The 23493-nt window shown below is 65.4% G+C and carries 23 protein-coding genes; 16 read left to right on the top strand and 7 right to left on the bottom strand.

Annotation, left to right across the window (positions count from 1 at the left end; translation table 11 throughout):
• The first annotated feature begins 112 nt into the window (after positions 1-112).
• Positions 113-1384 (top strand): acetylornithine deacetylase/succinyl-diaminopimelate desuccinylase family protein, encoded by a 1272-nt coding sequence (locus tag ACFSCT_RS13445; RefSeq protein ID WP_379143504.1) that lies wholly within the window; start codon positions 113-115, stop codon positions 1382-1384.
• 61 nt (positions 1385-1445) lie between these two features.
• Here ACFSCT_RS13445 and ACFSCT_RS13440 read toward each other — a convergent pair whose 3' ends face one another.
• Together ACFSCT_RS13440 and msrA are read right to left on the bottom strand one after the other, a co-directional pair.
• A complete protein-coding gene (locus ACFSCT_RS13440; protein WP_379143502.1) occupies positions 1446-2315 on the bottom strand; it encodes a 50S ribosomal protein L11 methyltransferase in 870 nt (289 codons plus the stop codon).
• Positions 2315-2899 (bottom strand): peptide-methionine (S)-S-oxide reductase MsrA, encoded by a 585-nt coding sequence (msrA, locus tag ACFSCT_RS13435; RefSeq protein WP_379143500.1) that lies wholly within the window; start codon positions 2897-2899, stop codon positions 2315-2317. Before msrA ends, ACFSCT_RS13440 begins: the two co-directional genes overlap by 1 nt.
• Before the next feature lie 150 nt (positions 2900-3049).
• On the opposite strand from msrA, the gene topA reads away from it, so the two are divergent.
• The 7 genes from topA (at position 3050) to ybgC (ending at position 11182) form a co-directional block, all read left to right on the top strand.
• Positions 3050-5710, top strand: a complete 2661-nt coding sequence (gene topA, locus ACFSCT_RS13430; RefSeq protein WP_379143498.1) for a type I DNA topoisomerase — start codon at positions 3050-3052, stop codon at positions 5708-5710.
• A 500-nt stretch (positions 5711-6210) separates the two neighbouring features.
• Positions 6211-6915 (top strand): CoA transferase subunit A, encoded by a 705-nt coding sequence (locus ACFSCT_RS13425; RefSeq protein ID WP_379143497.1) that lies wholly within the window; start codon positions 6211-6213, stop codon positions 6913-6915.
• Positions 6915-7121, top strand: a complete 207-nt coding sequence (locus ACFSCT_RS13420; protein ID WP_379143495.1) for a hypothetical protein — start codon at positions 6915-6917, stop codon at positions 7119-7121. Before ACFSCT_RS13425 ends, ACFSCT_RS13420 begins: the two co-directional genes overlap by 1 nt.
• A 5-nt stretch (positions 7122-7126) precedes the next feature.
• Entirely contained in the window at positions 7127-7753 is a 627-nt protein-coding gene (locus ACFSCT_RS13415; protein WP_379143493.1) for a CoA transferase subunit B, read from the top strand.
• 174 nt (positions 7754-7927) lie between these two features.
• Entirely contained in the window at positions 7928-10099 is a 2172-nt protein-coding gene (locus ACFSCT_RS13410; RefSeq protein WP_379143492.1) for an esterase-like activity of phytase family protein, read from the top strand.
• 99 nt (positions 10100-10198) lie between these two features.
• On the top strand, positions 10199-10774 hold the full coding sequence (locus ACFSCT_RS13405; RefSeq protein WP_379144380.1) for a hypothetical protein: 576 nt from the start codon (positions 10199-10201) through the stop codon (positions 10772-10774).
• A 9-nt stretch (positions 10775-10783) separates the two neighbouring features.
• Entirely contained in the window at positions 10784-11182 is a 399-nt protein-coding gene (gene ybgC, locus ACFSCT_RS13400) for a tol-pal system-associated acyl-CoA thioesterase (RefSeq protein ID WP_379143491.1), read from the top strand.
• Positions 11183-11191: 9 nt separating this feature from the next.
• Here the strand turns inward: ybgC and mog are convergent, their stop codons facing one another.
• Positions 11192-11737, bottom strand: a complete 546-nt coding sequence (gene mog, locus ACFSCT_RS13395; protein WP_379143490.1) for a molybdopterin adenylyltransferase — start codon at positions 11735-11737, stop codon at positions 11192-11194.
• A gap of 237 nt (positions 11738-11974) precedes the next feature.
• Here mog and ACFSCT_RS13390 point away from each other — a divergent pair, with 237 nt between their 5' ends.
• On the top strand, positions 11975-12184 hold the full coding sequence (locus ACFSCT_RS13390) for a hypervirulence associated TUDOR domain-containing protein (RefSeq protein WP_379143488.1): 210 nt from the start codon (positions 11975-11977) through the stop codon (positions 12182-12184).
• Between the two features lie 3 nt (positions 12185-12187).
• Positions 12188-12739, top strand: a complete 552-nt coding sequence (locus ACFSCT_RS13385) for a DUF488 domain-containing protein (RefSeq protein ID WP_379143487.1) — start codon at positions 12188-12190, stop codon at positions 12737-12739.
• Positions 12740-12750: 11 nt separating this feature from the next.
• Here ACFSCT_RS13385 and ACFSCT_RS13380 read toward each other — a convergent pair whose 3' ends face one another.
• Positions 12751-13146 carry a RidA family protein gene (locus ACFSCT_RS13380; RefSeq protein WP_379143486.1) on the bottom strand — a complete coding sequence of 132 codons (396 nt, stop codon included), beginning with the start codon at positions 13144-13146 and terminating at the stop codon, positions 12751-12753.
• An 87-nt stretch (positions 13147-13233) separates the two neighbouring features.
• Complete coding sequence (locus tag ACFSCT_RS13375) at positions 13234-14460, bottom strand: argininosuccinate synthase (protein ID WP_379143484.1); 1227 nt, start codon at positions 14458-14460, stop codon at positions 13234-13236.
• A 154-nt stretch (positions 14461-14614) separates the two neighbouring features.
• Between ACFSCT_RS13375 and ilvA the strand changes: the two genes are divergently transcribed.
• Positions 14615-15859 carry a threonine ammonia-lyase IlvA gene (gene ilvA / locus ACFSCT_RS13370; RefSeq protein ID WP_379143483.1) on the top strand — a complete coding sequence of 415 codons (1245 nt, stop codon included), beginning with the start codon at positions 14615-14617 and terminating at the stop codon, positions 15857-15859.
• Between the two features lie 123 nt (positions 15860-15982).
• On the opposite strand, the gene ACFSCT_RS13365 is transcribed toward ilvA, so the two are convergent.
• The gene (locus tag ACFSCT_RS13365) at positions 15983-16345 is read right to left on the bottom strand and encodes an Hpt domain-containing protein (RefSeq protein WP_379143481.1); all 363 of its coding nucleotides are present in this window, start codon (positions 16343-16345) and stop codon (positions 15983-15985) included.
• Between the two features lie 158 nt (positions 16346-16503).
• Between ACFSCT_RS13365 and ACFSCT_RS13360 the strand changes: the two genes are divergently transcribed.
• Positions 16504-17784, top strand: a complete 1281-nt coding sequence (locus ACFSCT_RS13360) for a PP2C family protein-serine/threonine phosphatase (protein WP_379143480.1) — start codon at positions 16504-16506, stop codon at positions 17782-17784.
• A 196-nt stretch (positions 17785-17980) separates the two neighbouring features.
• On the opposite strand, the gene ACFSCT_RS13355 is transcribed toward ACFSCT_RS13360, so the two are convergent.
• Positions 17981-18427 carry an NUDIX domain-containing protein gene (locus tag ACFSCT_RS13355; RefSeq protein WP_379144378.1) on the bottom strand — a complete coding sequence of 149 codons (447 nt, stop codon included), beginning with the start codon at positions 18425-18427 and terminating at the stop codon, positions 17981-17983.
• Between the two features lie 258 nt (positions 18428-18685).
• Here ACFSCT_RS13355 and hslO point away from each other — a divergent pair, with 258 nt between their 5' ends.
• Genes hslO through ACFSCT_RS13335 form a run of 4 tightly spaced genes read left to right on the top strand, consistent with a single transcriptional unit; the run spans position 18686 to position 23419 of the window.
• On the top strand, positions 18686-19726 hold the full coding sequence (gene hslO, locus ACFSCT_RS13350; RefSeq protein WP_379143478.1) for an Hsp33 family molecular chaperone HslO: 1041 nt from the start codon (positions 18686-18688) through the stop codon (positions 19724-19726).
• 2 nt (positions 19727-19728) lie between these two features.
• Positions 19729-20343, top strand: coding sequence for a CoA pyrophosphatase (locus ACFSCT_RS13345; protein ID WP_379143477.1), 615 nt, complete (start codon positions 19729-19731; stop codon positions 20341-20343).
• The gene (locus ACFSCT_RS13340) at positions 20343-21539 is read left to right on the top strand and encodes a CCA tRNA nucleotidyltransferase (RefSeq protein ID WP_379143475.1); all 1197 of its coding nucleotides are present in this window, start codon (positions 20343-20345) and stop codon (positions 21537-21539) included. The genes ACFSCT_RS13345 and ACFSCT_RS13340 overlap by 1 nt, the downstream gene beginning before the upstream one ends.
• Positions 21536-23419, top strand: coding sequence for an ABC transporter ATP-binding protein (locus ACFSCT_RS13335; protein ID WP_379143474.1), 1884 nt, complete (start codon positions 21536-21538; stop codon positions 23417-23419). The genes ACFSCT_RS13340 and ACFSCT_RS13335 overlap by 4 nt, the downstream gene beginning before the upstream one ends.
• Positions 23420-23493: the final 74 nt, after the last annotated feature.

Raw genomic sequence — 23493 nt, 5'->3', positions numbered from 1 at the left:
GTTTCCCCCGATGAAGGCCAATTTACATTAGTCTAGTCGTCAACCGCCCCGGTTCAAGTCGGTTCCGGCGGATCGCTTGCCCCGCATCCCCGGGCGGCATAGCCTGCATCCCATGGATCGCCTTGCCAATGCCATAGCCGCCCGCCGCGACAGCCTGATCGACCTGACGCAGGATCTGATCCGCATTCCGACGCTGAACCCTCCCGGGCGGCAGTATCACGAGATATGCGCCTATCTGGACGGCCGCTTGTCGGGGCGGGGCTTTGCCTGCGAACTGCTGCGCGCCCGCGGCACACCCGGCGACAGCGAAGAATTTCCGCGCTGGAACCTGATCGCCCGGCACAAGGGGGCGCGGGCCGGCGATTGCGTGCATTTCAACAGCCATCACGACGTGGTGGAGGTCGGCCACGGCTGGACCCGCGACCCCTTCGGCGCCGCGCTTGAGGGCGACCGCATCTATGGCCGCGGATCCTGCGACATGAAGGGCGGTCTGGCCGCCAGCATCATCGCGGCCGAAGCCTTTGTCGACTGTTTCCCCGACCATGCCGGCACGATCGAGATCAGCGCCACGGCGGATGAGGAATCGGGCGGTTTCGGCGGTGTCGCATGGCTGGCCGAACAGGGCCATTATGCCCATGTCGATCACGTCATCATCCCCGAGCCGCTGCACAAGGACCGCATTTGTCTGGGCCATCGCGGGGTCTGGTGGGCCGAGATCGAGACCCAGGGCCGCATCGCCCATGGCTCGATGCCATTTCTGGGCGATTGCGCGGTGCGGCATATGGGCGCGGTCCTGGACGAGATGGAGGCGACGCTATGGCCGCTTCTGGCCGGGAAGCACACCGAAATGCCGGTGATCCCCGAAGGCGCGCGGTCATCGACGCTGAACATCAACGCCATTCACGGCGGCGCGGCCGAACCGCCGGCGGGCTTCACCGGCCTGCCCGCGCCTTGCGTGCCCGACCGCTGCCGGATCACCATCGACCGCCGGTTCCTGATCGAAGAGGATCTGGCCGAGGTGAAGGCCGAGGTCACCGCGCTTCTGGAAAAGGTCAGGGCCCGGCGCCCCAGCTTTCGCTATGAAATCCGCGACCTGTTCGAGGTGATCCCCAGCATGACCGACCGCGACGCGCCGGTGGTCCGCTCGACCGCCGCCGCGATCGCGCGCGTGCTGGGGCGCGAGGCCGGCTATGTGGTCAGCCCCGGCACCTATGATCAGAAGCATATCGACCGGATCGGCAAGCTGAAGAACTGCATCGCCTATGGGCCGGGGGTGCTGGATCTGGCGCATCAGCCCGACGAATGGATCGGCGTGCAGGACATGCTGGATTCGGCGCGGGTCATGGCGCTGGTGCTTGATGATCTGTTGAACCGCCCAGCCTGATCACCGCAGACCCTGATCGCCGCCGACCCTGATCACCGCCCAAAGGCGCCAAGGGGCATTGTCAGGCGCGGGTCATCACCAGCACGGTCCATTCGCCCAGATCGTCACGCCGGTCGGGCTGAAAGCCATGGGCCTGATAGGCGTCGCGGACCTCATCGGCCTGGGTGGTCAGGATACCGGACAGGATGATCCGGCCGCCTTTCGCGGTCGATTTCCTCATGTCGGGCGCCAGATCAATCAGCGGCTGCTTCAGGATATTGGCGAAAACCAGATCAAAGGGCGCGGCGGATTCCAGCAGCGGATGGTCAAAGCCGGCGGCCTCGATGCATTCGACGCGGCCCGCCAACCCGTTCGAGATGACATTCGCGGCGGCTGTCTCGACCGCGACCGGGTCGATGTCGGATGCGATGACGGGCACCGTCCACAGCCGGGCGGCGGCCATGGCCAGAACCGCGGTGCCCGAGCCGATGTCCGCGACCCTGCCCGGCTGAAAACCGTCACTCGCCAGCCGGTCCAGCGCCAACAGACAACCCCGCGTGGTCGCATGATGGCCGGTGCCGAAGGCCATGGCCGCGTCGATGCACAGGGCCACGGCATGGGGCGGCAACTTGTCGGCATCATGGCTGCCATAGACGAAGAAGCGGCCGGCCTCGACCGGGGTCAGTTCGCGCCGGACATGGGCGACCCAATCGACCTCGGGCAGTTCCGAGATCGCAAAGGGCTCGGCCCCCCAGGCGGCGGCGAGCAGGGTCAACGCGATTTCGTCGGGTTCCTCGGTGAACCATGCACCGACCTCCCAGCGGTCGCTGCCGTCCTCGATCTCGAAAACGCCGGTGCCGGCGGGTTCGGGCTCCAGATCCTCGATCCGCCCGGCCAGCGCCTCGGCGGCTTCGCGGCCGGCGACGTGGCTCAGCACGCTCCAGGTCGGCATCAGAGCTCGCCGCTGGGCTGGATCATCGCGGATTCGACGCCCGTGCCGCGCAGATCGCTGCGACCGTCGGCGTTCTTCGCCAGATATTGCTGCTGCGATTCCTCGGCGGGCCAGAATGTCGTCGCGGGCAGGATCTGGGTGGTGATGTCGCCGAAACCGTCGACGGCCAGCCGGTTGCCGTAATCGACCTTGGACGCCTCGGCCAATGCCTGCTGGGTATCGTTGAAGGTCATGATGACCGAGCGATACTGACTGCCAACATCATCGCCCTGCCGGTCGCCCTGCGTGGGGTCGTGATTGTCCCAGAACAGCTTCAGAAGATGCTCGAAACTGATCCGGCTGCTGTCAAAGACCACGCGCACGACCTCGGCATGGCCGGTGTCACCGGCTGATACCTGCTCATAGGTCGGGTTCTCGGTGGTGCCGCCGGCAAATCCGACCGATGTCATATGCACGCCCTCTTGTTCCCAGAACAGCCGCTCGGCACCCCAAAACCGGCCCATGCCGAAGATGACCTGGTCGAAACCGTGGGGGACCGGCTCATCCAGCGGGCGGCCAAAGACGGCGTGGATCGGTGCGGACATGCTGATACTCCGTTCCAGAAATGGTTTTTGCATAGTTAGTTGCGGCGTCCTGTCTGCACAACCACGGACCACATGCAATCGCCGCGCTGGTTGACAAGTCCGCCAAGGCACCCCCATGTTCCCGGCCCAGTTGTCACGTTTGAGGTTGCAATGCCTGTCGTCGTCGTCGAATCCCCTGCAAAAGCCAAGACGATCGAGAAATATCTCGGCGGCGATTACCGCGTTCTGGCGTCGTTCGGCCATGTCCGCGACCTGCCGCCCAAGGACGGCAGCGTCGACACGAACGACGATTTCGCGATGAAATGGGAAGTCGCGGCGGAAAGTCGCAAGCATGTGAAGGCGATCAAGGACGCGCTGAAGGAAGACCCCGACCTTATCCTTGCCACCGACCCCGATCGCGAGGGCGAGGCGATCAGTTGGCATCTGCTGGAAACACTCGCGCCCTCGCTGAAAAAGGGCGCTCAGGTCAGCCGGGTGACCTTCAACGCCATCACCAAGGCGGCGGTGACCGACGCGATGGCCCATCCCCGCCAGATCGACCAGCCGCTGGTCGACGCCTATCTGGCGCGCCGTGCGCTTGACTATCTTGTCGGCTTCAACCTGTCGCCGGTCCTGTGGCGCAAGCTGCCGGGCGCCCGCTCGGCCGGTCGGGTGCAATCGGTCTGTCTGCGACTGATCGTCGATCGCGAGATGGAGATCGAGGCATTCAAGTCCCGCGAATACTGGTCGGTCCATGCCCGGCTGGCGACGCCTTCGGGTGCCGAATACGACGCGACGCTGGTCAACCTTGCCGGCAAGAAGCTGGAGCGTTTCGACATCGCCGACGAGACGCAGGCGAATATGGCCGTCGCGGCGGTCCAGCACCGCGATCTGTTCGTGACCAGCGTCACGGCCAAGCCCGCCAGCCGCAATCCCTGGCCGCCGTTCATGACCTCGACCCTGCAACAGGAGGCCAGCCGCAAGCTGGGCCTTGGCGCACGGGCCTGCATGTCGGCGGCCCAGCGCCTGTATGAGGCCGGGCTGATCACCTATATGCGGACCGACGGCATCGACATGGCGCCCGAGGCGGTGATGGCCGCGCGCGACGCGATCAAGGCGCGTTTCGGGGCCGAGTACCTGCCGAAATCGCCGCGCATGTACAAGAACAAGGCGAAGAACGCGCAGGAAGCGCATGAATGCATCCGGCCCACCGACATGATGCTGTCGCCCGACAAGCTGCGGGTGTCCGAAAAGGACCAGCGGGCGCTGTATGACCTGATCTGGAAGCGGACGCTGGCCAGCCAAATGGAAGCCGCCCGGATGGAACGCACGACGGTCGAGATCGGCAGCAAGGACGGTCAGGTCGGATTGCGCGCCAACGGTCAGGTGATGCTGTTCGACGGCTTTCTGCGGGTCTATGATCAGGGCCGCGACGATCCCACACCGAATGCCACCGACGATGATGATGCCGGCGACAGCACCCGTTTGCCGGTGATCACGCAGGGCGAAACGGCCGACAAGCGCCGGGTCTGGCCCGACCAGCATTTCACCCAGCCGCCGCCGCGCTATACCGAGGCGACGCTGGTCAAGCGCATGGAGGAACTGGGCATCGGGCGGCCCTCGACCTATGCCAGCATCGTCACGACCATTCAGGACCGCGAATATGTCCGCAAGGAACAGAACCGCCTGATCCCCGAGGACAAGGGCCGGTTGGTCACCGCCTTTCTGGTGAAATATTTCCCGCGCTATGTCAGCTATGATTTTACCGCCGACATGGAGACCGAACTGGACGAGATCAGCGCCGGCGACCGGCTGTGGCGCGACGTTCTGGGCCGGTTCTGGCGCGACTTCACCAAGGCGCTGGAAGGCACCAGCGATCTGCGGATCGGCGAGGTGCTGGAGGCGATCGACGAGGCGCTTGCGCCGCATCTCTATCCGGCGCGCGCCGACGGCGGCGATCCGCGCGAATGCCCGCTGTGCCATCAGGGGCGGCTGAACCTGAAAACTGCGCGTTCGGGCGGGGCGTTCATCGGCTGCTCGCGCTACCCCGAATGCCGCTATACCCGCCCCTTGTCGGCACCCGACGGCGAAGAGGTCGCGGGCGACAGGGTGCTGGGCGAAAACGACGGCGATGAAATCAGCCTGAAGGTCGGCCGCTTCGGTCCCTATGTCCAGCGGGGTGAGGCGACGGCGGAAAATCCCAAACCGCCGCGGGCGTCCCTGCCCAAAGGCTGGGATGCGGCCGGCCTTGATCTGGACCGGGCGCTGATGCTGTTGAACCTGCCGCGCCCGATCGGCCCGCATCCCGATGATGGCCAGATGATCGAGGCCGGGATCGGCCGCTATGGCCCCTATGTCAAGCACGGGTCGAAATACGCGAACCTGCCCGAGGTGGACGAGGTGTTCACCATCGGCATGAACCGCGCGGTCGAGGTGCTGGCCGCCAAGCAAACCCGCGGCCGCGCGCCCGCCGCCGCGCCGCTGAGAGAGCTTGGCGACCACCCCGATGGCGGCCCGGTTCAGGTGATGAACGGCCGCTATGGGCCCTATGTGAAGTGGGGAAAGATCAACGCGACGCTGCCGAACAGCATGACGCCCGAGACCATCACCATGGAACAGGCGCTGGAACTGATCACCGCCAAGGCCGCGAAATCGCCGAAGAAGGGCGCGAAAAAAGCCGCCCCGAAGGCGGCAGCCAAAACGAAGGCGGCCAAACCAAAAGCGACGGCTAAGACTGCTACCAGGACTGGGGCAACCAAGACCGCCGCGAAGAAGCCCGCTGCACGGAAAGCCGCGGCGACGAAGGTCGCAAAGACGCCCACCAGCGAATAGGCGGCGAGGCCGCGCCGCCTGTTTCAACCATTACTTCGGCTTTCGCGCCCATTATCGGGATGACAGTACTGTTCGCCTGCAAATGGCCGATGATCGGTCAGAACGGCAATGCTGATGGTGCCCGATCAGATTAACTGGTGACGCGCGCGGGGGCGCACATCCGGCATCCTGCTGCATTACGGTGTTGCAGCCGTGGTTGCCGTCCACGCCCGTCGGCTGAAGATGGGCGTCCATCCAAGCCCTGCGCCGCGCGGATTTCGGGCACCGCCAGTTTATGCCGCAAGGCCCCGAGGGCGCGCCGATCGACCCCATCACCCCCGCCTTCGTCCTCGGCCGATTTCACCGCGCCTCATGCCGCCGACGCTCTGACCGGAGGACCGCAAGGGCACCCAACCCCGACCAGCGTCTGGTTCCGACGCTAACAATAGTTGGCGCAATTGACACTTGTTGACCTGCGGGCCACTACTCGGCAAGCACCACTCCGGATCAGAGGAGGATCTATGAAAAAGGTCTATGCGAATGCCGACGAGGCGCTGGATGGCCTCTTGCACGATGGGATGTTCATCGCGGCCGGAGGTTTCGGGCTTTGCGGCATCCCCGAACTGCTTATCGACGCGCTGGTCAAAAGCGGCGTCAAGGACCTGACCATCGCCAGCAACAACTGCGGCGTCGACGGCTTTGGCCTGGGCAAGCTGCTGGACACGCGCCAGATCAAGAAGATGATCAGCAGCTATGTCGGCGAAAACGCCGAATTCATGCGCCAATACCTGTCGGGCGAACTGGAACTGGAATTCAACCCGCAAGGCACGCTGGCCGAACGGATGCGGGCCGGGGGCGCCGGAATTCCGGGCTTTTACACCAAGACCGGCGTCGGCACGGTGATCGCCGACGGCAAGGAAGTGAAGAATTTCGACGGTCAGGATTACATCCTTGAACGCGGCATCGTCGCCGATCTGTCGATCGTCAAGGCGTGGAAAGCCGACGACACCGGCAATCTGGTGTTCCGCAAGACCGCCCGCAACTTCAACCCGCCCGCCGCCATGTGCGGCAAGGTCTGCGTGGCCGAGGTCGAGGAAATCGTGCCGCGCGGCTCGATCGACCCCGACCTGATCCACCTGCCCGGCATCTATGTGCACCGGGTCATTCAGGGGCCGCACGAGAAACGTATTGAACAGCGCACGACGCGCAAAAGGGAGACTGCGTAATGGCCAAATCAATCCTTGCCGCTCCGCTCGCCACGATTTTCGAGCATCTCAAGGGCGAGATCTTCATCAGCCATGAGGCGGTTTTCGACATGAAAGCCGCCGGTGGCGAAACCCTGAACGTCAAGCAGCTGGCCAAGGACCACGGCGCCACCGTCGAGGACGCGGTGCGCAACGGCGAGGCCGGCTTGGTCATCAAGAAAGGCTGATCGGCATGGCTTGGGACCGCAATCAGATGGCCGAACGGGCCGCGCAGGAACTGGAAGACGGGATGTATGTGAACCTCGGCATCGGGATCCCGACGCTGGTGGCGAACTATGTCGGCGACAAGGACATCACCCTGCAATCGGAAAACGGCATGCTGGGCATGGGCCCCTTCCCCTATGAGGGCGAAGAGGATCCAGACCTGATCAACGCCGGCAAGCAGACCATCACCGAGCTTTCGCGCACCTCGTATTTCGACAGCGCGACCAGCTTCGGGATGATCCGCGGCGGCAAGATCGCGGCGGCGATCCTTGGCGCGATGGAAGTGGCCGAAAACGGCGATCTGGCGAACTGGATGATCCCGGGCAAGCTCGTCAAGGGCATGGGCGGGGCGATGGATCTGGTCGCCGGCGTAGGCCGGGTGATCGTGGTCATGGATCACACCAACAAGGCCGGCGAATCCAAGGTGCTGAAGGAATGCACCCTGCCGCTGACCGGCAAAAGCGTCGTGGACCGGATCATCACCAATCTGGGCGTGCTGGATGTGGTCGACGGCGGTCTGAAGATCGTCGAGACCGCCGAAGGCGTGACCGAGGACGAATTGCGCGCCGCCACGCAGGCGACCATCGTCAACTGACCGGCCGCAACTGGTCATCCGGGGGCGTTGCGATTGGCGCGGCGCCCCTTTCTTGATCCCCCCCCTTCTTCATGACCGGGCCGCACCATCATCAAAACGTCACAAGACCGACACGCGGCTGTCACCGCTTCGGCTGAAAAGCCCTGTGAGCTTATCAACAGGAGTTTCGCGCTGATGTTTCGTCGGACCATATTCACCTCGGCCCTGGCACTGGTTGCCGCCTGCCCTGCGCTGGCCGAGCAGAATTTCAACCGCATCGCCAGTTTCGCCACCGTCGACAACATGGCCGCGGGCGAGGATCGTGACCGCACCACGTCGGCCGAGATCATGGCGGTGACCGAGGATGGCATGACGCTGATCTATTCCGACAGCCCGCTGGGCGCGATCGGACTGATCGACATCACCGACCCGCGCGCGCCGAAACCGCTTGGCAATGTCGCCATGGACGGCGAGCCGACGACCACCGTGGTCAAGGGCCAGCGTGCGTTCGTGGGCGTGAATACCTCGGCATCCTTCACCCAGCCCTCGGGTGTGTTGCGCACCGTGGATCTGACCACCAAGGCCGTCACCGCCAGTTGCGACCTTGGCGGTCAGCCCGACAGCGTGGCGCTGTCCCCCGCCGGTGACATGATCGCCGTCGCCATCGAAAACGAACGCGACGAAGAGGTGAATGACGGCGCGCTGCCGCAGATGCCGGCCGGTTTCGTGGTGCGCCTGCCGCTGGTTGACGGCGCGGTCGACTGCGCGGCAAAGCAGGTGATCGACCTGACCGGTCTTGCCGACATCGCCCCCGAGGATCCCGAACCCGAATTCCTCGCCTTCAACGAGGCGGGCGAACTGGCGGTGACGCTTCAGGAAAATAACCACATCGTGGTGATCGGCGCCGATGGCGCGATCAAGACGGATTTCAGCGCCGGAACGGTCGACATCGACGGGATCGACACCGAAAAGGACGGCAAGCTTGATTTCAGCGGCAGCCTTACGGGTGTCGCGCGCGAACCCGATTCGCTGGTCTGGCTGGATAATGAGCGTTTCGCCGTGGCGAATGAAGGCGACTGGAAGGGTGGCTCGCGCGGGTTCACCGTCTTTGCGCAGGATGGCACCGTCGTCTTTGACAGCGGCAACAGCTTTGAACGCGCCGTCGCCGCCATCGGCCATTACCCCGAAGGCCGTTCCGGCAAGAAAGGCGTCGAACCCGAAGGCCTTGCCACCGCGACCTATGACGGTCAGCGCCTGCTGTTCGTCGCCTCGGAACGCGGCAGCGTGGTCGGCGTCTATGACGCGACCGATCCGGCGGCGCCGAAGCTGCTGCAGATGCTGCCGTCGGGCATCGGCCCCGAAGGGCTGACCACGATCGCCTCTCGCAACCTGTTCGCGACCGCGAACGAAACCGATCTGGGCGAGGACGGCGCCGCCCGCGCCCATGTGATGCTGTATGAGCGCAGCGACGCCCCGGCCGCCTATCCGACCCTCACCTCGGAAGGCAGCGATCCGCTGATCGGTTGGGGCGCGTTGTCCGGGTTGACGCTCGATCCGGCCAAGCCCGACACGCTTTTTGCGATCAGCGACAACGCCTATTCCGCCGCGCCCGCGATCTTCACGATCGACACCTCGGTCAGCCCCGCGCGCATCAGCGCCAGGACCCCGGTGACCCGCGACGGCAAGCCGGCCGAAAAGCTGGATCTGGAAGGCATCGCCGCGGACGGTGAAGGCGGGTTCTGGCTGGCCAGCGAAGGCAACCCGGAAAAAGACGTTCCGAATGCCGTCCTGCGTGTCGACGCAACCGGGGCGATCACGCAGGAAATCGCCCTGCCCGACGCGCTTGCCGCCCAATCGACGCGCTTCGGTCTTGAGGGTGTGACCGTGGTCGACGGCAAGCTGTGGCTGGCCGTGCAGCGCGAATGGAAGGACGACCCGAAAGGTCAGGTGAAGCTTCTGCAACTCGATCCCGCGACCCAAACCTGGGCCGGCGTCCGCTATCCGCTGGACAAGGCCCCCGAAAACGGTTGGGTCGGGGTGTCGGAAATCGCCGCCCGCGACGGTTATCTGTACCTGCTGGAGCGTGACAATCAGATCGGGCAGAAGGCCGCGCTGAAGGCGGTGACCCGGGTGAACATGGCCGAGCTTAAGCCCGCGCCGCTGGACGGCACCCTGCCGGTCGTGGCCAAGGAAACCGTTCGCGACCTGATCCCCGACCTGAAGCAGCAGGGCGGCTATGTGCAGGACAAGGTCGAAGGCATGGCCATCACCCAGGACGGCACGATCTGGACCATCACCGACAATGACGGCGTCGATGACGCCTCGGGCGAGACCCTGCTGTGGTCGTTCCGTCCCGATCTGTCCTGAGCGGCAACGCAGACGCGAACGGCCCCGTCCCCGCACGGGGCCGTTTCGCTTTTCGACTTTGCAACCGCTTTCAACGCATGGCATCTGTGCGTCATGACCATGACCCCTGATCAGATCGCCGCCCTGTTCACCCGCCCGGACGGCAGCTTTCTGTGCGCCCGCTGGGGGCGCCCCGTCGCGCCGGTGATCTTCGGGCTAAGCGATGAAAGCCTTGCCGTTTTCCGCGAGGCCACGCGCGCCGTATTCGCCCATGCCGGTCAGCCGCTGACCGACACCGACCCCGAGATGGGCACGAATCTGATGTCCTTTTTCGTGCGCAACTGGGACGAGCTTGCCGGCGTCCCCGATCTTGATGCGCTGACCGGCGTGCCGGGCCTGCCCGCGCGGCTGGCGCAGGCCAAGGCCGATCAGTACCGGTTGTTCCGGTTCGACCCGGACGGCGGCATCCGCGCCTGCCTGACCTTCGTCAATATGGGGGGCGCGCTCGCCGATGCCCATCCCGGCATTCTGGCCGAAACCCTTGCGGTGCGCTCGGCCCTGACATTTGCCGTCGACGTCACGCCCACGCCGGAGCTGGCGCAGCTTATACGCGCAGCCTATGCGCCGATGCTGCCGGTTGCGGCCACCGACCCGGCCTATGCGCTGCGGCTGGCCGCGCGGCTTGGCGCGGGCTAGACTGCGACCATGCCCCATTCCGCACTGCATCACCTGCCGATCCGGGTTTATTACGAGGACACCGACCTTGCCGGTATCGTCTATTACGCCAACTATCTGAAATTCATCGAGCGCGGCCGGTCCGAATGGTTGCGCGATCTGGGCATCGACCAGAACGACCTGAAGACGCGCGGCATCGTCTTTGCGGTCCGCCGGGTCGAGGCCGATTATCTTGCCCCCGCGCGATTCGACGATCTGCTGACGGTCGAGACCACCCTGTCCGAACGCACCCCGGCGCGGCTGATCGTCGACCAGACCGTCCGCCGCGATGGCGCCGATCTGTTCCGCGCCCGCGTCACGCTCGCCTGTCTTGGGCCGACGATGCGGCCGGTACGCCTGCCGGCGGAACTGATCGCCATACTGGCGTGATGGCCGCCGCTAGGCGCCCTTGGGCCGGAAAGCCTTGATCTTTTCGGGATCGGTTTCAATCCGCGCCGCGCCCAGCAGATCGAGACAATAGGGCACGGCGGCGAAAACCGCGTTCAGGCAGGTGGCAATGGCCGAGGGCTTGCCGGGGATGGTGATGATCAACGTCTTGCCGCGGCTGACGGCGGTCTGCCGCGACAGGATCGCGGTCGGCACCTCGGCGAGCGAGGCGCGGCGCATTTCCTCGCCAAAGCCGGGATATTCGCGATGGGCGATGTCGCTGACCGCCTCGGGCGTCAGGTCGCGCGGCGCGGGGCCGGTGCCGCCGGTAACGAGGATCAGGTCGGCGCCCCGGTCGTCGCAAAGCGAAATCAGCGTTTCGGCGACGCTTTCACGGCCGTCGGGGACGATGATCCGGGTGATCTCCATCGGTGAGGTGACGACCTCGCGCAGCCACGCCTCGGCGCCGGGGCCACCCTTGTCCTCGTATTCGCCCGATGCGGCGCGGTCGGAAACGGTGATGATGGCGATGCGGGCGGGTGCGTGCGGTTCGGTCATGAGAGAGCCTTCGGTGATCCTTGCCCATTCTGGGCGGGTGTAGCGCCGATGAAAAGGGGCTGAAGAAAGCGGCCGAGCGTGGAAAACGCCGCTTGGCTTGCGGCGGCGTGCCGGCTTAGGCTTTTGGGCGGATGCCCCTGCGGCGCGCTGCCATGGCCGGCAGGTCTCGCTGCGATTGACCCTTTCGCAAGCGGTGCTTCGGACGCGGGGCGATGCTGCCGAATGATGGAGGAGCGGATGACGGAGAGATTCAAGATCGGCGATCACGTCAGTTGGAACTCCGAGGCGGGGCGCGTCTTTGGCAGGATCATCGCCGTCCATACCAGCGACTTCGACTATAAAGGCTATACCCATCACGCCAGCGCGGATGATCCGCAATACGAGATCAAAAGCGACAGGACCGACCATATCGCCGCTCATAAAGGCGGGGCTTTGCGTCTTGAGTGATCCGTGACGACCCCCTTCTTCACCGTCGGCCATTCCGACCGCAGCCTTCAGGATTTCATCGCGCTGCTCCGGGATGCAGGCGTCGGTTTCGTCGCCGATATCCGCAAGATGCCGATGTCGCGTGCCAACCCCCAGTTCAATCAGGATGTGCTGGCAGCCGCTCTGGCGGCCGAGGGGATCGGCTTTGAACACGTTGCCCGTCTTGGTGGGCTGCGCGGCAAGGCGCGCGATGTGCCGTTCGAGGTGAATGCGCTGTGGCGCAACCGCAGCTTTCACAATTACGCCGATTACGCCCTGTCTCCCGAGTTCCGGGAAGGTCTCGACCACATCCTTCAATTGGGTGCTGAGCGGCCGCTGACCGTGATGTGCTCGGAAGCGGTCTGGTGGCGCTGTCACCGCCGGATCGTCGCGGACTATCTGATCGCCGCCGAAAACCCGGTCTTGCACATCATGGCCGAGGGACGGCTCGACCCGGCGGTGTTGACCCCCGGCGCGGTGATCGGGGCGGATGGGGGCATCACCTATCCGGCGGCGCTGCAACCGCGATCAGACTGACCGGTGCCGAATCAATCCATCGCCGTCGCCTCGATCTCGATCATCAGCGACGGGAGGGCCAGCCGGGTGACACCGACCAGCGTCGAGGGCGGCGTGACCCCGGCTGATCCCAGTCGCGCGCCGAGCAGATCGAAATGCTTCAGCGCCTCGTCCATGTCGGTGGTGTAGATGCCCAGCCGGGTGACATTGGCAAAGCTCATCCCGGCGGCGGCCAGCAGCGTCGCCAGATTGTCGAGCGCGAGGCCGAACTGGCCGCGCATGTTGCCGGGATGCTGCGGGTTGCCATCCGCGTCGGTGGCCGTCTGGCCAGAGCAGACCAGTTGCCGCGTCGCGCCGGTGAAGATCTCGGCCTGATTGAAGCCGAATTTCAGCGACCAGATCGAGGGATTGACGGGTGTTCTGTCCATGGGATGTGCCTTTGCATCACGGGTTTCGCGATGCCAGTGAAGAACATCCCTGCTGACAGATGACGTCAGGGGGTGGTCCGCGCCGCCCTACTTCACCCGCGCATTCCGCGCCGCGATCAGCTTCAGGCGCAGCGCATTCAGCCGGATGAAGCCTGCCGCGTCTTTCTGGTCATAGGCGCCCGCATCCTCTTCAAACGTCACATGCTTTTCGCTGTAAAGAGAATGATCCGACCAGCGCGCGACGGTGTTCACATTGCCTTTGTACAGTTTCAGCCGCACGGTGCCGGTGACATGTTCCTGCGACTTGTCGATCAGCGCCTGCAGCATCTCGCGTTCGGGGCTAAACCAGAAGCCGTTATAGATCAGCTCGGCATAGCGCGGCATGATCGAGTCCTTCAGATGGCCCGCGCCCGCGTCCAGCGTGATCTGTTCGATGCCGCGATGGGCCTCCAGCAGGATGGTGCCGCCGGGGGTCTCATAGATGCCGCGGGACTTCATGCCCACGAAACGGTTTTCGACGAAATCCAGCCGGCCGATGCCATGCTTGCGGCCGTAGTCGTTCAGCACGGTCAGCACGGTCGCGGGCGACATCGCCTCGCCGTTGATCGCCACCGGGTCGCCCTTTTCGAAGGTTATTTCGATATATTCGGGCGTATCGGGCGCATCCTCGGGCGAAACCGTGCGCTGATAGACGTAATCGGGCGCTTCCTCGGCGGGGTTTTCCAGCGCCTTGCCCTCGCTGGAGGTATGCAGCAGGTTCGCATCGACGCTGAACGGCGCCTCACCGCGCTTGTCCTTGGCGATCGGGATCTGGTTCGCCTCGGCGAATTCCAGAAGCTTGGTGCGGCTGGTCAGATCCCATTCCCGCCACGGCGCGATCACCCGGATCGAGGGGTCGAGCGCATAGGCCGAAAGCTCGAACCGGACCTGATCGTTGCCCTTGCCGGTCGCGCCATGGGCCACGGCATCGGCGCCGTGCTGATGGGCGATCTCGACCAGATGCTTGGAAATCAGCGGCCGCGCGATCGAGGTGCCGAGCAGATAGAGCCCCTCATAGACCGCATTGGCGCGGAACATAGGAAAGACGAAATCGCGCACGAATTCCTCGCGCACGTCGATAATGTGGATGTTTTCGGGCTTGATGCCCAAGAGCTCGGCCTTTTGACGCGCGGGTTCCAGTTCCTCGCCCTGCCCCAGATCGGCGGTGAAGGTGATCACCTCGCAGCCATATTCGGTCTGCAACCACTTCAGGATGATCGAGGTATCAAGCCCCCCGGAATAGGCGAGGACGACTTTCTTCGGCGCGTCGGACATGGCGGATCCCCTTGGAATTTGCCGGACGGCATAGGCGCATTCGTCGGGTGTCACAAGAGGCAGCGGGCCGCAAACAGCCGCGAAATACCCGGAAATCATCACGGAAGGGCGCGGCGATCTTGCCAATTCGCCACATTCGCGGCATGGCCGGAGAATGGAAAACTTTGTGGCTTCTGTCCGTCAGGCCGAGATTGCGTTGCGCGATCTGTTCGAGCCGACGCCCCTGCAACGCAACGACCACCTTTCGGCGAAATATGGCGCCGAAATCTGGCTGAAACGCGAGGATCTGACCCCGGTCCGCAGCTATAAGCTGCGCGGCGCCTTCAACGCCATGCGCAAGGCGATGCAGACCAGCCCGGATCTGGCGCATTTCGTCTGCGCCAGCGCCGGCAACCACGCGCAAGGCATGGCCTATGCCTGCCGCCATTTCGGCACCCGCGGCACCATCTTCATGCCGGTGACGACGCCGCAGCAGAAAATCGACAAGACCCGCGCCTTCGGCGGCGACGCGGTCGAGATCCGCCTGACCGGGGATTATTTCGACCAGACGCTGGCCTCGGCCAAGGATTATTGCGCCAAGGCCGGCGCGCATTTCCTGTCGCCCTTCGATGATCCCGACATCATCGAAGGACAGGCGACGGTCGCGGCGGAAATGCTTGATCAACTGGGCCGGGCCCCGGACCTGATCGTGCTGCCGGTGGGTGGCGGCGGGCTTTCGGCAGGTGTCAGCCGCTATGCCCGCACCGAGGCGCCCGACGCCGGTTTCGTCTTTGCCGAGCCCGCCGGCGGCGCAAGCCTTATGGGCGCGCTCAGCGCCGGCGAACCGGTGACGCTTGAGCGGGTGGACAGTTTCGTCGATGGCGCGGCGGTGGCGCGGATCGGCGATCTGCCCTTCGCGCAACTGTCGGGCTTTGCCCCCGGCGATGTCATCGCCGCGCCGGAAAACCGGATCTGCGTCACGATGCTGGATCTGCTGAATACCGAAGGCATCGTTCTGGAACCGGCCGGGGCGCTGGCGATTGACGTTCTGCGGGACATCCCCGACCTTGCCGGCAAGACGGTGATCTGCGTCTGCTCGGGCGGCAATTTCGATTTTGAGCGGCTGCCCGAGGTCAAGGAACGCGCGCAGCGCTTTGCCGGGCGCAAGCGTTATTTCATTCTTCAGATGCCGCAGCGACCGGGCGCGCTGCGCGATTTTCTGGAGCTTCTGGGCCCCGATGACGACATTTCGCGCTTCGAGTATCTGAAGAAATCGGCCCGCAACTTCGGCTCGGTCCTGATCGGGATCGAGACGACGGACCCCGCGAACCTGCGCCACCTGACCGATGCGCTGGACCGGAACGGGCTGCGTTATCGCGATATCACCGACGATCCGATACTGGCCGAATTCCTCATCTGACCGGCCGGTCGCGACCTGCCTGCGCCGACCCGTCGTGGCCATCCCACCCCGAACGATCCGCCCGGTTTTTGCGTCAATCCTCCCGCCGGTCGGCCGGCCATTCTGCGGCGTCGGGGGCCGCACCTAACCCTCATCCCGCCAGCCATGGTCCGGCAATTCGCCCGCCATAAGGCGCCCGATGTCGCGGGTGAATGCGGCTTTCGAATCGGCGTAATGCTGAAGCAGCGCGTCGAGGTCGATCGCGTCTACCGCCCCCTGCGCCGCCAGTGCCTCGGCCTCGCCACATCTGTCGCCAAAACCGCGCATCCCCAGATTCCAGGCGCTGCCTTTCAGGATATGCAGATCCCGTTCCAGCCGCGCGGCATCGTCGCGCGACAGCCGCAGCGCGACGGCTTCGACCTCATCCACGAAAAGTTCGATGACGGGAAAGAACTCCTCCGGGCCCAGATCCGAGCGAAGCTCTGCTACCCTGTCCCAATCTATCATGCCGCCTTCCGTTCCCGATTCTCCGTCCCCTTAACCGATAGCAGCCACAGGTTACGAAAAGCCTAACCGCCGCGATCGAACGGCTTAACCCGATGTTAAACCGGGGCGGCTAGACAGGGTGCATCAACATCGATTCGGATACGAAGCCTTCGAAAACCATGCCCGACAAATCCTCTCAATCCCGCAGGCTGGTGCTTCTGGTCGACGACAGCCGCGCGCATCGCCGGGTTCTGGCGATTCAGTTGCGGCGCGCCGGATATGACGTGGCCGAGGCGGGGAACGCCGCCGAGGCATTGGACATCTGCGCCGGTGTCGAGCCGGATTTCATCATTTCCGACTGGGTGTTGTCGGGCATGCAGGGCCCCGAGTTCTGCCGTCTTTACCGCCAGAAGCCGCGGCAACATTACTGCTATTTCATTCTGCTGACCTCAAAGACCGACAAGCATGATCTGGCGTTCGGGCTGAAAAGCGGCGCCGATGATTTTCTGGTCAAGCCGGTCTCGGGCGCCGAACTGCTGGCCCGCGTGGCGGCCGGCGACCGCATTCTGGCGATGGACGAACGGCTGCGCGCCAGCAATCGCCGGCTGGAGGAAACCCTGACCCGGCTGCAAAGCGCGCAGGACGCGATCGAGCGCGACCTGCGCGAGGCGCGCATGCTTCAGGAAGGTCTGCTGGTCGACCGGAACGCGCGTTTCGGCGATTTCGATCTGTCGCTGCTGTTGCGCTCGGCCGGTCATATCGGCGGCGACCTGATCGGCTTTTTCCCGATCAATGAGGAACGCGTCGGGATCTATGCCATCGACGTGTCGGGACACGGCGTTACCGCCGCGCTTTTGACCGCGCGGCTGGCGGTGCATCTGTCCGGTTCGGTCGGGCAGAATATCGCGCTGTATCACAACGCCCATGGCGCGGTTGCCGCCCTGCCGCCCGCCGATCTGGCCAAACGGCTGAACGCGATGATGATCCGCGAGATCCGCACCGATTCCTATTTCACCATGGTCTATCTTGAACTGGACGTGACCACCGGCGGGATCCGTCTGGTGCAGGCCGGCCACCCCTATCCGGTCATCCAGCGGCGCGATGGCCGGTTGCAGGAACTCGGCAGCGGCGGCTTGCCGGTGGGCGTGTTCGCCGGCGCCGAGTTTGAGGAGATCTCGGCGGTTCTGGAGCCGGGCGACCGGCTTTTCCTTGCCTCGGACGGCATTACCGAGGCCACGGACGCGAAGGGGCGTCAACTGGGCGATGAGGGGCTCAGGACGATTTTGCAGACCAATGCGAAGTTGGGGGGGTCTTCGCTGCTGGAATCGCTGGCGTGGTCGGTCGCCGCATATTCGCGCGGGGTCGAGGGCGACGACGTCTCGGCCATCCTGCTGGAACGCAGCGAAAGCGGCGCCCTAACCGCCGATCCCGCCCGATCGGAGCGCAAGATCGCCGGGTGATCCCGGGGGCCCTTACGCCTGTCTTGGCCTTACGCCGACCCTGCACTTACGCCGGTCTTGCGCTCATGCCGGTCTTGCGGGCACCGGTCATCAGCATCCGGCTTGCCTGCACCCGGCTTTCCGGCCCCCGACTTTCCGGCACCCCCCATGCCGGCGCCCGTCTCACCCGTAGCCGTCTTGCCCGCTCCGGCCCGTTTCACCCTTCGGTTCGCAACCAATGGCCGAAAATCGCCCGCGACCCCGGATCGGCCAGAGCTACAAGCAACTCTGCCGGGGTTAACCAAACGGCGCTGTGCCCGGGCTCGGTCGGCGGTGACAGCCGCAGGATCGGGCGCGCCAACCAGACCGAGCACAGCTTTTCGGCGTAGAGGTCATATTCGGGCATATAGACGAACCGCCGGAACATCCCGACCCGGCGCGGGGTGGAAATCGTCCAGCCGGTTTCCTCGATGACCTCGCGGTGCAACGCGACCTGAGGCGATTCACCGGGATCGATTCCGCCACCGGGAAGCTGGACCTCGGGTCCCGGATCGGCCTGAACGGTCGCCAGAAAATGCCCGTCCCGCCGCAGGATCGCATAGGCCCCCGGCCGGACGCGATAGTGACGCGCCGGATCGGGCGATGCGCCGTGGCGGCGAATGATCATGCCGATACCACCCGTTACCCCGGTTCCGATCCGACCCGTTCCGATCTGGTCCGTCGCGCCTGACAGGTCCCGCGCCCAGTCGCACGACGGCCGAGACGGGGCAAGAGCCTGCGGATGCCCGGTCATGCCCGAAGCAGGCGCCACGGCAGCCGGCCCCTTGGGATTGCGGCGTGACGGCCTATATTGGTCGGCGACAGGCGCGCTGCGTTCGCGCCGGAACATCTGCAATAGAACGCCCTATAGCAAGGAAAAATCATGGCCTCGATCAACCAGATCGCCTGGGACGATACTGTCCTGCCGTTTCAACTGGACCGCTCGAACATCCGCGGCCGGGTGGCGCGGCTGGATGGCGTTCTGGACCACATCCTTACCCGTCACGATTATCCGGCCGCCGTCGGTGCGCTGGTGGCCGAGGTCGCGCTTCTTGCCGCCCTGATCGGCCCGACCGTCAAAAGCGGCTGGAAGCTGAGCCTGCAGGTGCAGGGCAACGGCGCCGTGCGCACCATCGCCGCCGATTATTTCGCCCCGCAAGCCGCGGGTGAGCCCGCCCAGCTTCGCGCCTGGGCCAATTTTTCGGCCGATCGGCTGGACGCTGCCGCCGATCCCTTCACGCTGATCGGCGAGGGTTATTTCGCGATCCTGATCGACCAGGGCGCGGGCACGCAGCCTTATCAGGGCATCACGCCGCTTGCCGGGGGGTCCATTTCGGCCTCGGCTCAGACCTATTTCGCCCAGTCGGAACAGATCCCGACGCGGTTCAGCATCGCGGCCGGGCGGTCGCAGATGCCGGGCCAGCCGGTCAAATGGCGCTCGGGCGGGATCATGCTACAAACCCTGGCTCAGAACTCGGTCGCGATGGGCGATGCCGGCGGCAGCGGCGAGAACGGCCTGATCGAAGCCGCCGACATTCTGCAGGGGCGCGAATCGGAAGACTGGTCGCGCGCGAACTATCTGCTGGATACGGTCGAGATGATGGAGCTGATCGGCCCCTCGGTCGCGCCGACCGACCTGCTGGTGCGCCTGTTCCACGAAGAAACCCCGCGAGTCTATGACGCGCAGAGGGTCGAATTCGGCTGCTCATGCTCGGCCGACCGGGTGCGCGGCACGCTGGCGATCTATTCCGCCAAGGACATCGCCCATATGACCACGGATGAGGGCACGGTGACCGCCGATTGCCAGTTCTGCGGCGCGCATTACGTCTTTGACCCGCGTAGCCTCGGGTTCGAGGCGGTGCTGGACGCCGACGGCAATCCGCTGCCGCAGGACGAAGCCGCGAACCCGCGTGACGCCGGATAGCGATGCGGGCGCTGTCGATCCCCGCATTGACGGAACGGCTTTCGGTCGCCCTTCAGCGGGCGGCCGAAACAACCTCGGATTACGAGCTTTTGCCGGGCATGCGGGGCGCCGACACATCGCCCTTGCGCCCCGCCGGCGTGCTGGCCGCGTTCCGCCCGGCCGCGGTTCCCGGCGGTGCCGAACTGATCCTGACCATGCGGTCGTCGGCGCTGCGCCATCATCCCGGCCAGATCGCCCTGCCCGGCGGCAAGGTCGACGCCGAAGACGCCGATGAGGTCGCCGCCGCCCTGCGCGAGGCGCATGAGGAAATCGCGCTTCCCCCCGATTGCGTGCGGGTGCTTGGCCGCCTGCCGACCCACGAAACCGTCACCCGCTTTCGGGTTACGCCGGTGCTTGCGGTGATCACCCGCGAATTCAACCCCCGGCCCGAACCCGGTGAGGTGGCCGAGATTTTTGCCGTGCCGCTGGAACATGTCGCCGCCGTCGACCGCTATCGGATCGAGGATCGGAACTGGCTGGGCGGGCGCCGGGGCTATCGCGTCCTGCCCTTCGGGCCCTATTACATCTGGGGCGCCACGGCGCGGATGCTGCACGCGCTTGCGCAAAGGCTGGATTGATGCGGATTGACGGCGGGTTTCAGGATGACGCGGGGTTGGCACAGGTGGCCGACATGCTGCGCAAAGGCGGTCATCAGGCGCTGATCGTTGGCGGTGCTGTGCGCAACCGGCTGCTGGGCCTTCCCGCAAGCGATCTTGATCTCGCCACCGATGCGCCGCCCGACCGGGTGATCGGTCTGGCCAGAACCGCGGGGCTGAAGCCGGTGCCAACCGGGATCGACCACGGCACCGTGACGGTGATCGCGGACGGGTGCCCCTATGAGATCACCACCTTCCGCCGCGATGTCGATACCGATGGCCGCCATGCCGTCGTGGCCTTTTCGGACCGGATCGAGGATGACGCCCGGCGCCGCGATTTCACCATGAACGCGATTTACGCCACGCCCGAGGGCGAGGTGATCGACCCGGTCGGCGGCCTGCCGGACCTGCAAAACCGGCATCTGCGCTTTGTTGGCGATCCGGCGACCCGCATCGCCGAGGATTACCTGCGCATCCTGCGCTATTTCCGTTTCCTCGCCTGGTACACCGATCCACGGCAACCGCCAGATCCGGCGGCGCTGAGGGCCTGCGCGCAAGGCGCGCCGGGCCTGTCGCGCATCTCGCGCGAGCGGATCGGGGCCGAAATGCGCAAACTGCTTTCGGCCCCCGACCCTTCGGCCGCGATCGGGCTGGCGGCAGAGGCCGGGGTGTTGCAGGAAATCCTGCCCGGCGCCGACCCCGCCGCCCTTCCGCCGCTGGTCGCGCTTGAACACGGGCTGGCACCGGACTGGCTGCGCCGCCTCGTAGCACTTGGCGGCAAGGATCCGACCGACGCATTGCGGCTGAGCCGGGCCGAGTCGCGGCGCTGGCATGACCTGTCCCGCGCGGTAACGGCGGGATGGCCGGCCGCCGTCGCGGGCTATCGGCTGGGCGACGGTCAGGGCGAGAGCGCGGTCCTGATCGCCGCGGCGCGCCATGGCGTCGATCTGCCGCCCGGCTGGCGGGGTCAGGTCGCGCGGGGCGCGGCGGCCGCGCCCCTGCCGCTGACTGGCGCCGATCTGTCCGACCACCTGTCCGGGCCGGCCTTAGGCCGAGGGCTGCGGGCGGCTGAAAAGCTGTGGATCGCCTCGGATTTCTCGGCCGATCGCGACGCCTTGATCGCGGCCGCAACCAGACCCCGGAAAGCAGAACCCGGCGAAAACGGAGGCATGCCATGATCCGCCTTGACCCCGCGCGCATGATCCACGCATTCCGCCCGGCCGAGGGGCCGCCGCCGCGCACGCTGCTGAAATTCTTCGGATGGTGCCTGAACGGGGCATGGGGCGGGCTGGCGGTGGCCAGCGCGACCGCCGTGATCTCGGGCACGGCCGAGGTCATCGCCGCCGTGCTTCTGGGCAGTGTGGTCGACGCCGTGACCGCCTCGACGCCCGAACGGGTGCTGGCCGACAATGTCGTTCTGATCGCGGCCTTCGTCGGGTTTTATCTGCTGCTGCGGCCGGTGATCTTTGGCCTGTCCACGATTTCGTCGAATCTGATCATCGGGCCGAACGTCCTGCCTTTGGTGCTGTCGCGGCTGCATCGCTGGACCATGGGTCAGGCGGTGACATTCTTTGACAATGATTTCGCCGGTCGCATCGCGCAGAAGCAGATGCAGACCGCCCGCGCCGTGACCGATGTCGCCAGCGAGATCGTCAACACGGTCGCTTTCGCGCTGGCCTCGATCATCGGATCGGCGCTGTTCCTGATCTCGGTCGACGGCTGGGGGGCGCTGGTCCTGATACTGTGGCTGGGCGTCTATCTGGCGCTGATCCGGTTTTTCCTGCCCCGCATCCGGGGCCGCTCGGCCAGCCGCGCCTCGGCCCGCGCGATGGTCACCGGACAGGTCGTCGATACGATCACCAACATCAAGACCGTCAAGCTGTTCGCCCATGCCGAGTATGAGGATCAGGCCGCCCTGTCCGCCATGTCGCGTTTCCGCCAGCGCGCGGTCGATTTCGGCATGACCTCCAGCCTGTTCCGGGTGTCGCTGATGTTCGTCTCGGGCGTGCTGCCGGTGGTGCTGATCGGCGGATCGGTCCTGTTGTGGCGGCAGGGGCAGGCCACCGCGGGCGACATCGCGGCGGCGGGCGCGATATCCATGCGGCTGTCGCAGATGACCGGCTGGGTCAGCATGTCGCTGATGAGCATCTGGGGCTCGGTCGGCGAGGTCGAGGACGGCATGGAAACGCTGTCGCCGCCCCATGCCCTGACCGACCGCAAGGGCGCCGTCGACCTGACCCGCGTCAAGGGACGGGTCGATTTCGATCACGTCAGCTTTGCCTATGGGCGCGACGATGTTCTGGGCGGCGGTCTGGACGACGTGGACCTGCATATCAGACCGGGCGAGCGTGTCGGCATCGTCGGCGCCTCGGGGGCCGGCAAATCGACGCTGGTCGCGCTTTTGCTGCGGCTTTACGACGTGTCGAAGGGGCGCATCCTTGTCGACGGCCACGATGTCCGCGATGTGACCCAGCACAGCCTGCGCCGCCAGATCGGCATGGTCACGCAGGAAACCGCGATGTTCAACCGCTCGGCCCGCGACAACATCCTGTATGGCCGTCCCGACGCCACCGAGGCCGAGGTCATCGCCGCAGCCAAGGCGGCCGAGGCGCATGAGTTCATCATCACCATGCAGGACCACACCGGGCGACGCGGCTATGACGCCCATCTGGGCGAGCGTGGCGTCAAGCTGTCGGGTGGCCAGCGTCAGCGCATCGCGCTGGCCCGCGCCTTTCTGAAGGATGCACCGATCCTTGTTCTGGACGAGGCGACAAGCGCGCTGGACAGCGAGGTCGAGGCCGCGATCCAGTCGGCGCTGGAACGTGTCATGACCGGCAAGACCGTTCTGGCCATTGCGCACCGCCTGTCGACCATCGCGGAAATGGACCGCATCATCGTGCTGGATCGGGGACGCATCGTCGAGCAGGGCAGCCATGACGAATTGCTGGCGCGGAACGGCCTTTACGCCCGTTATTGGTCGCGGCAGTCGGGCGGCAGGCTGGTGACCGACGATCATGACGCCGATGCCCGGGACGACGCCGCGGCCGCCGCCGGCTGAACCGCCGCAGGATCGGCAATAAGGCGCGGTAATCTCGAAAAAATTATCGTCTTCCCGCCGGGCTATCTTTCGGC

This window comes from Paracoccus pacificus, from assembly GCF_042680785.1.
Lineage (GTDB): Bacteria > Pseudomonadota > Alphaproteobacteria > Rhodobacterales > Rhodobacteraceae > Paracoccus > Paracoccus pacificus.
This window is presented reverse-complemented; position numbering and strand designations above follow the sequence as displayed.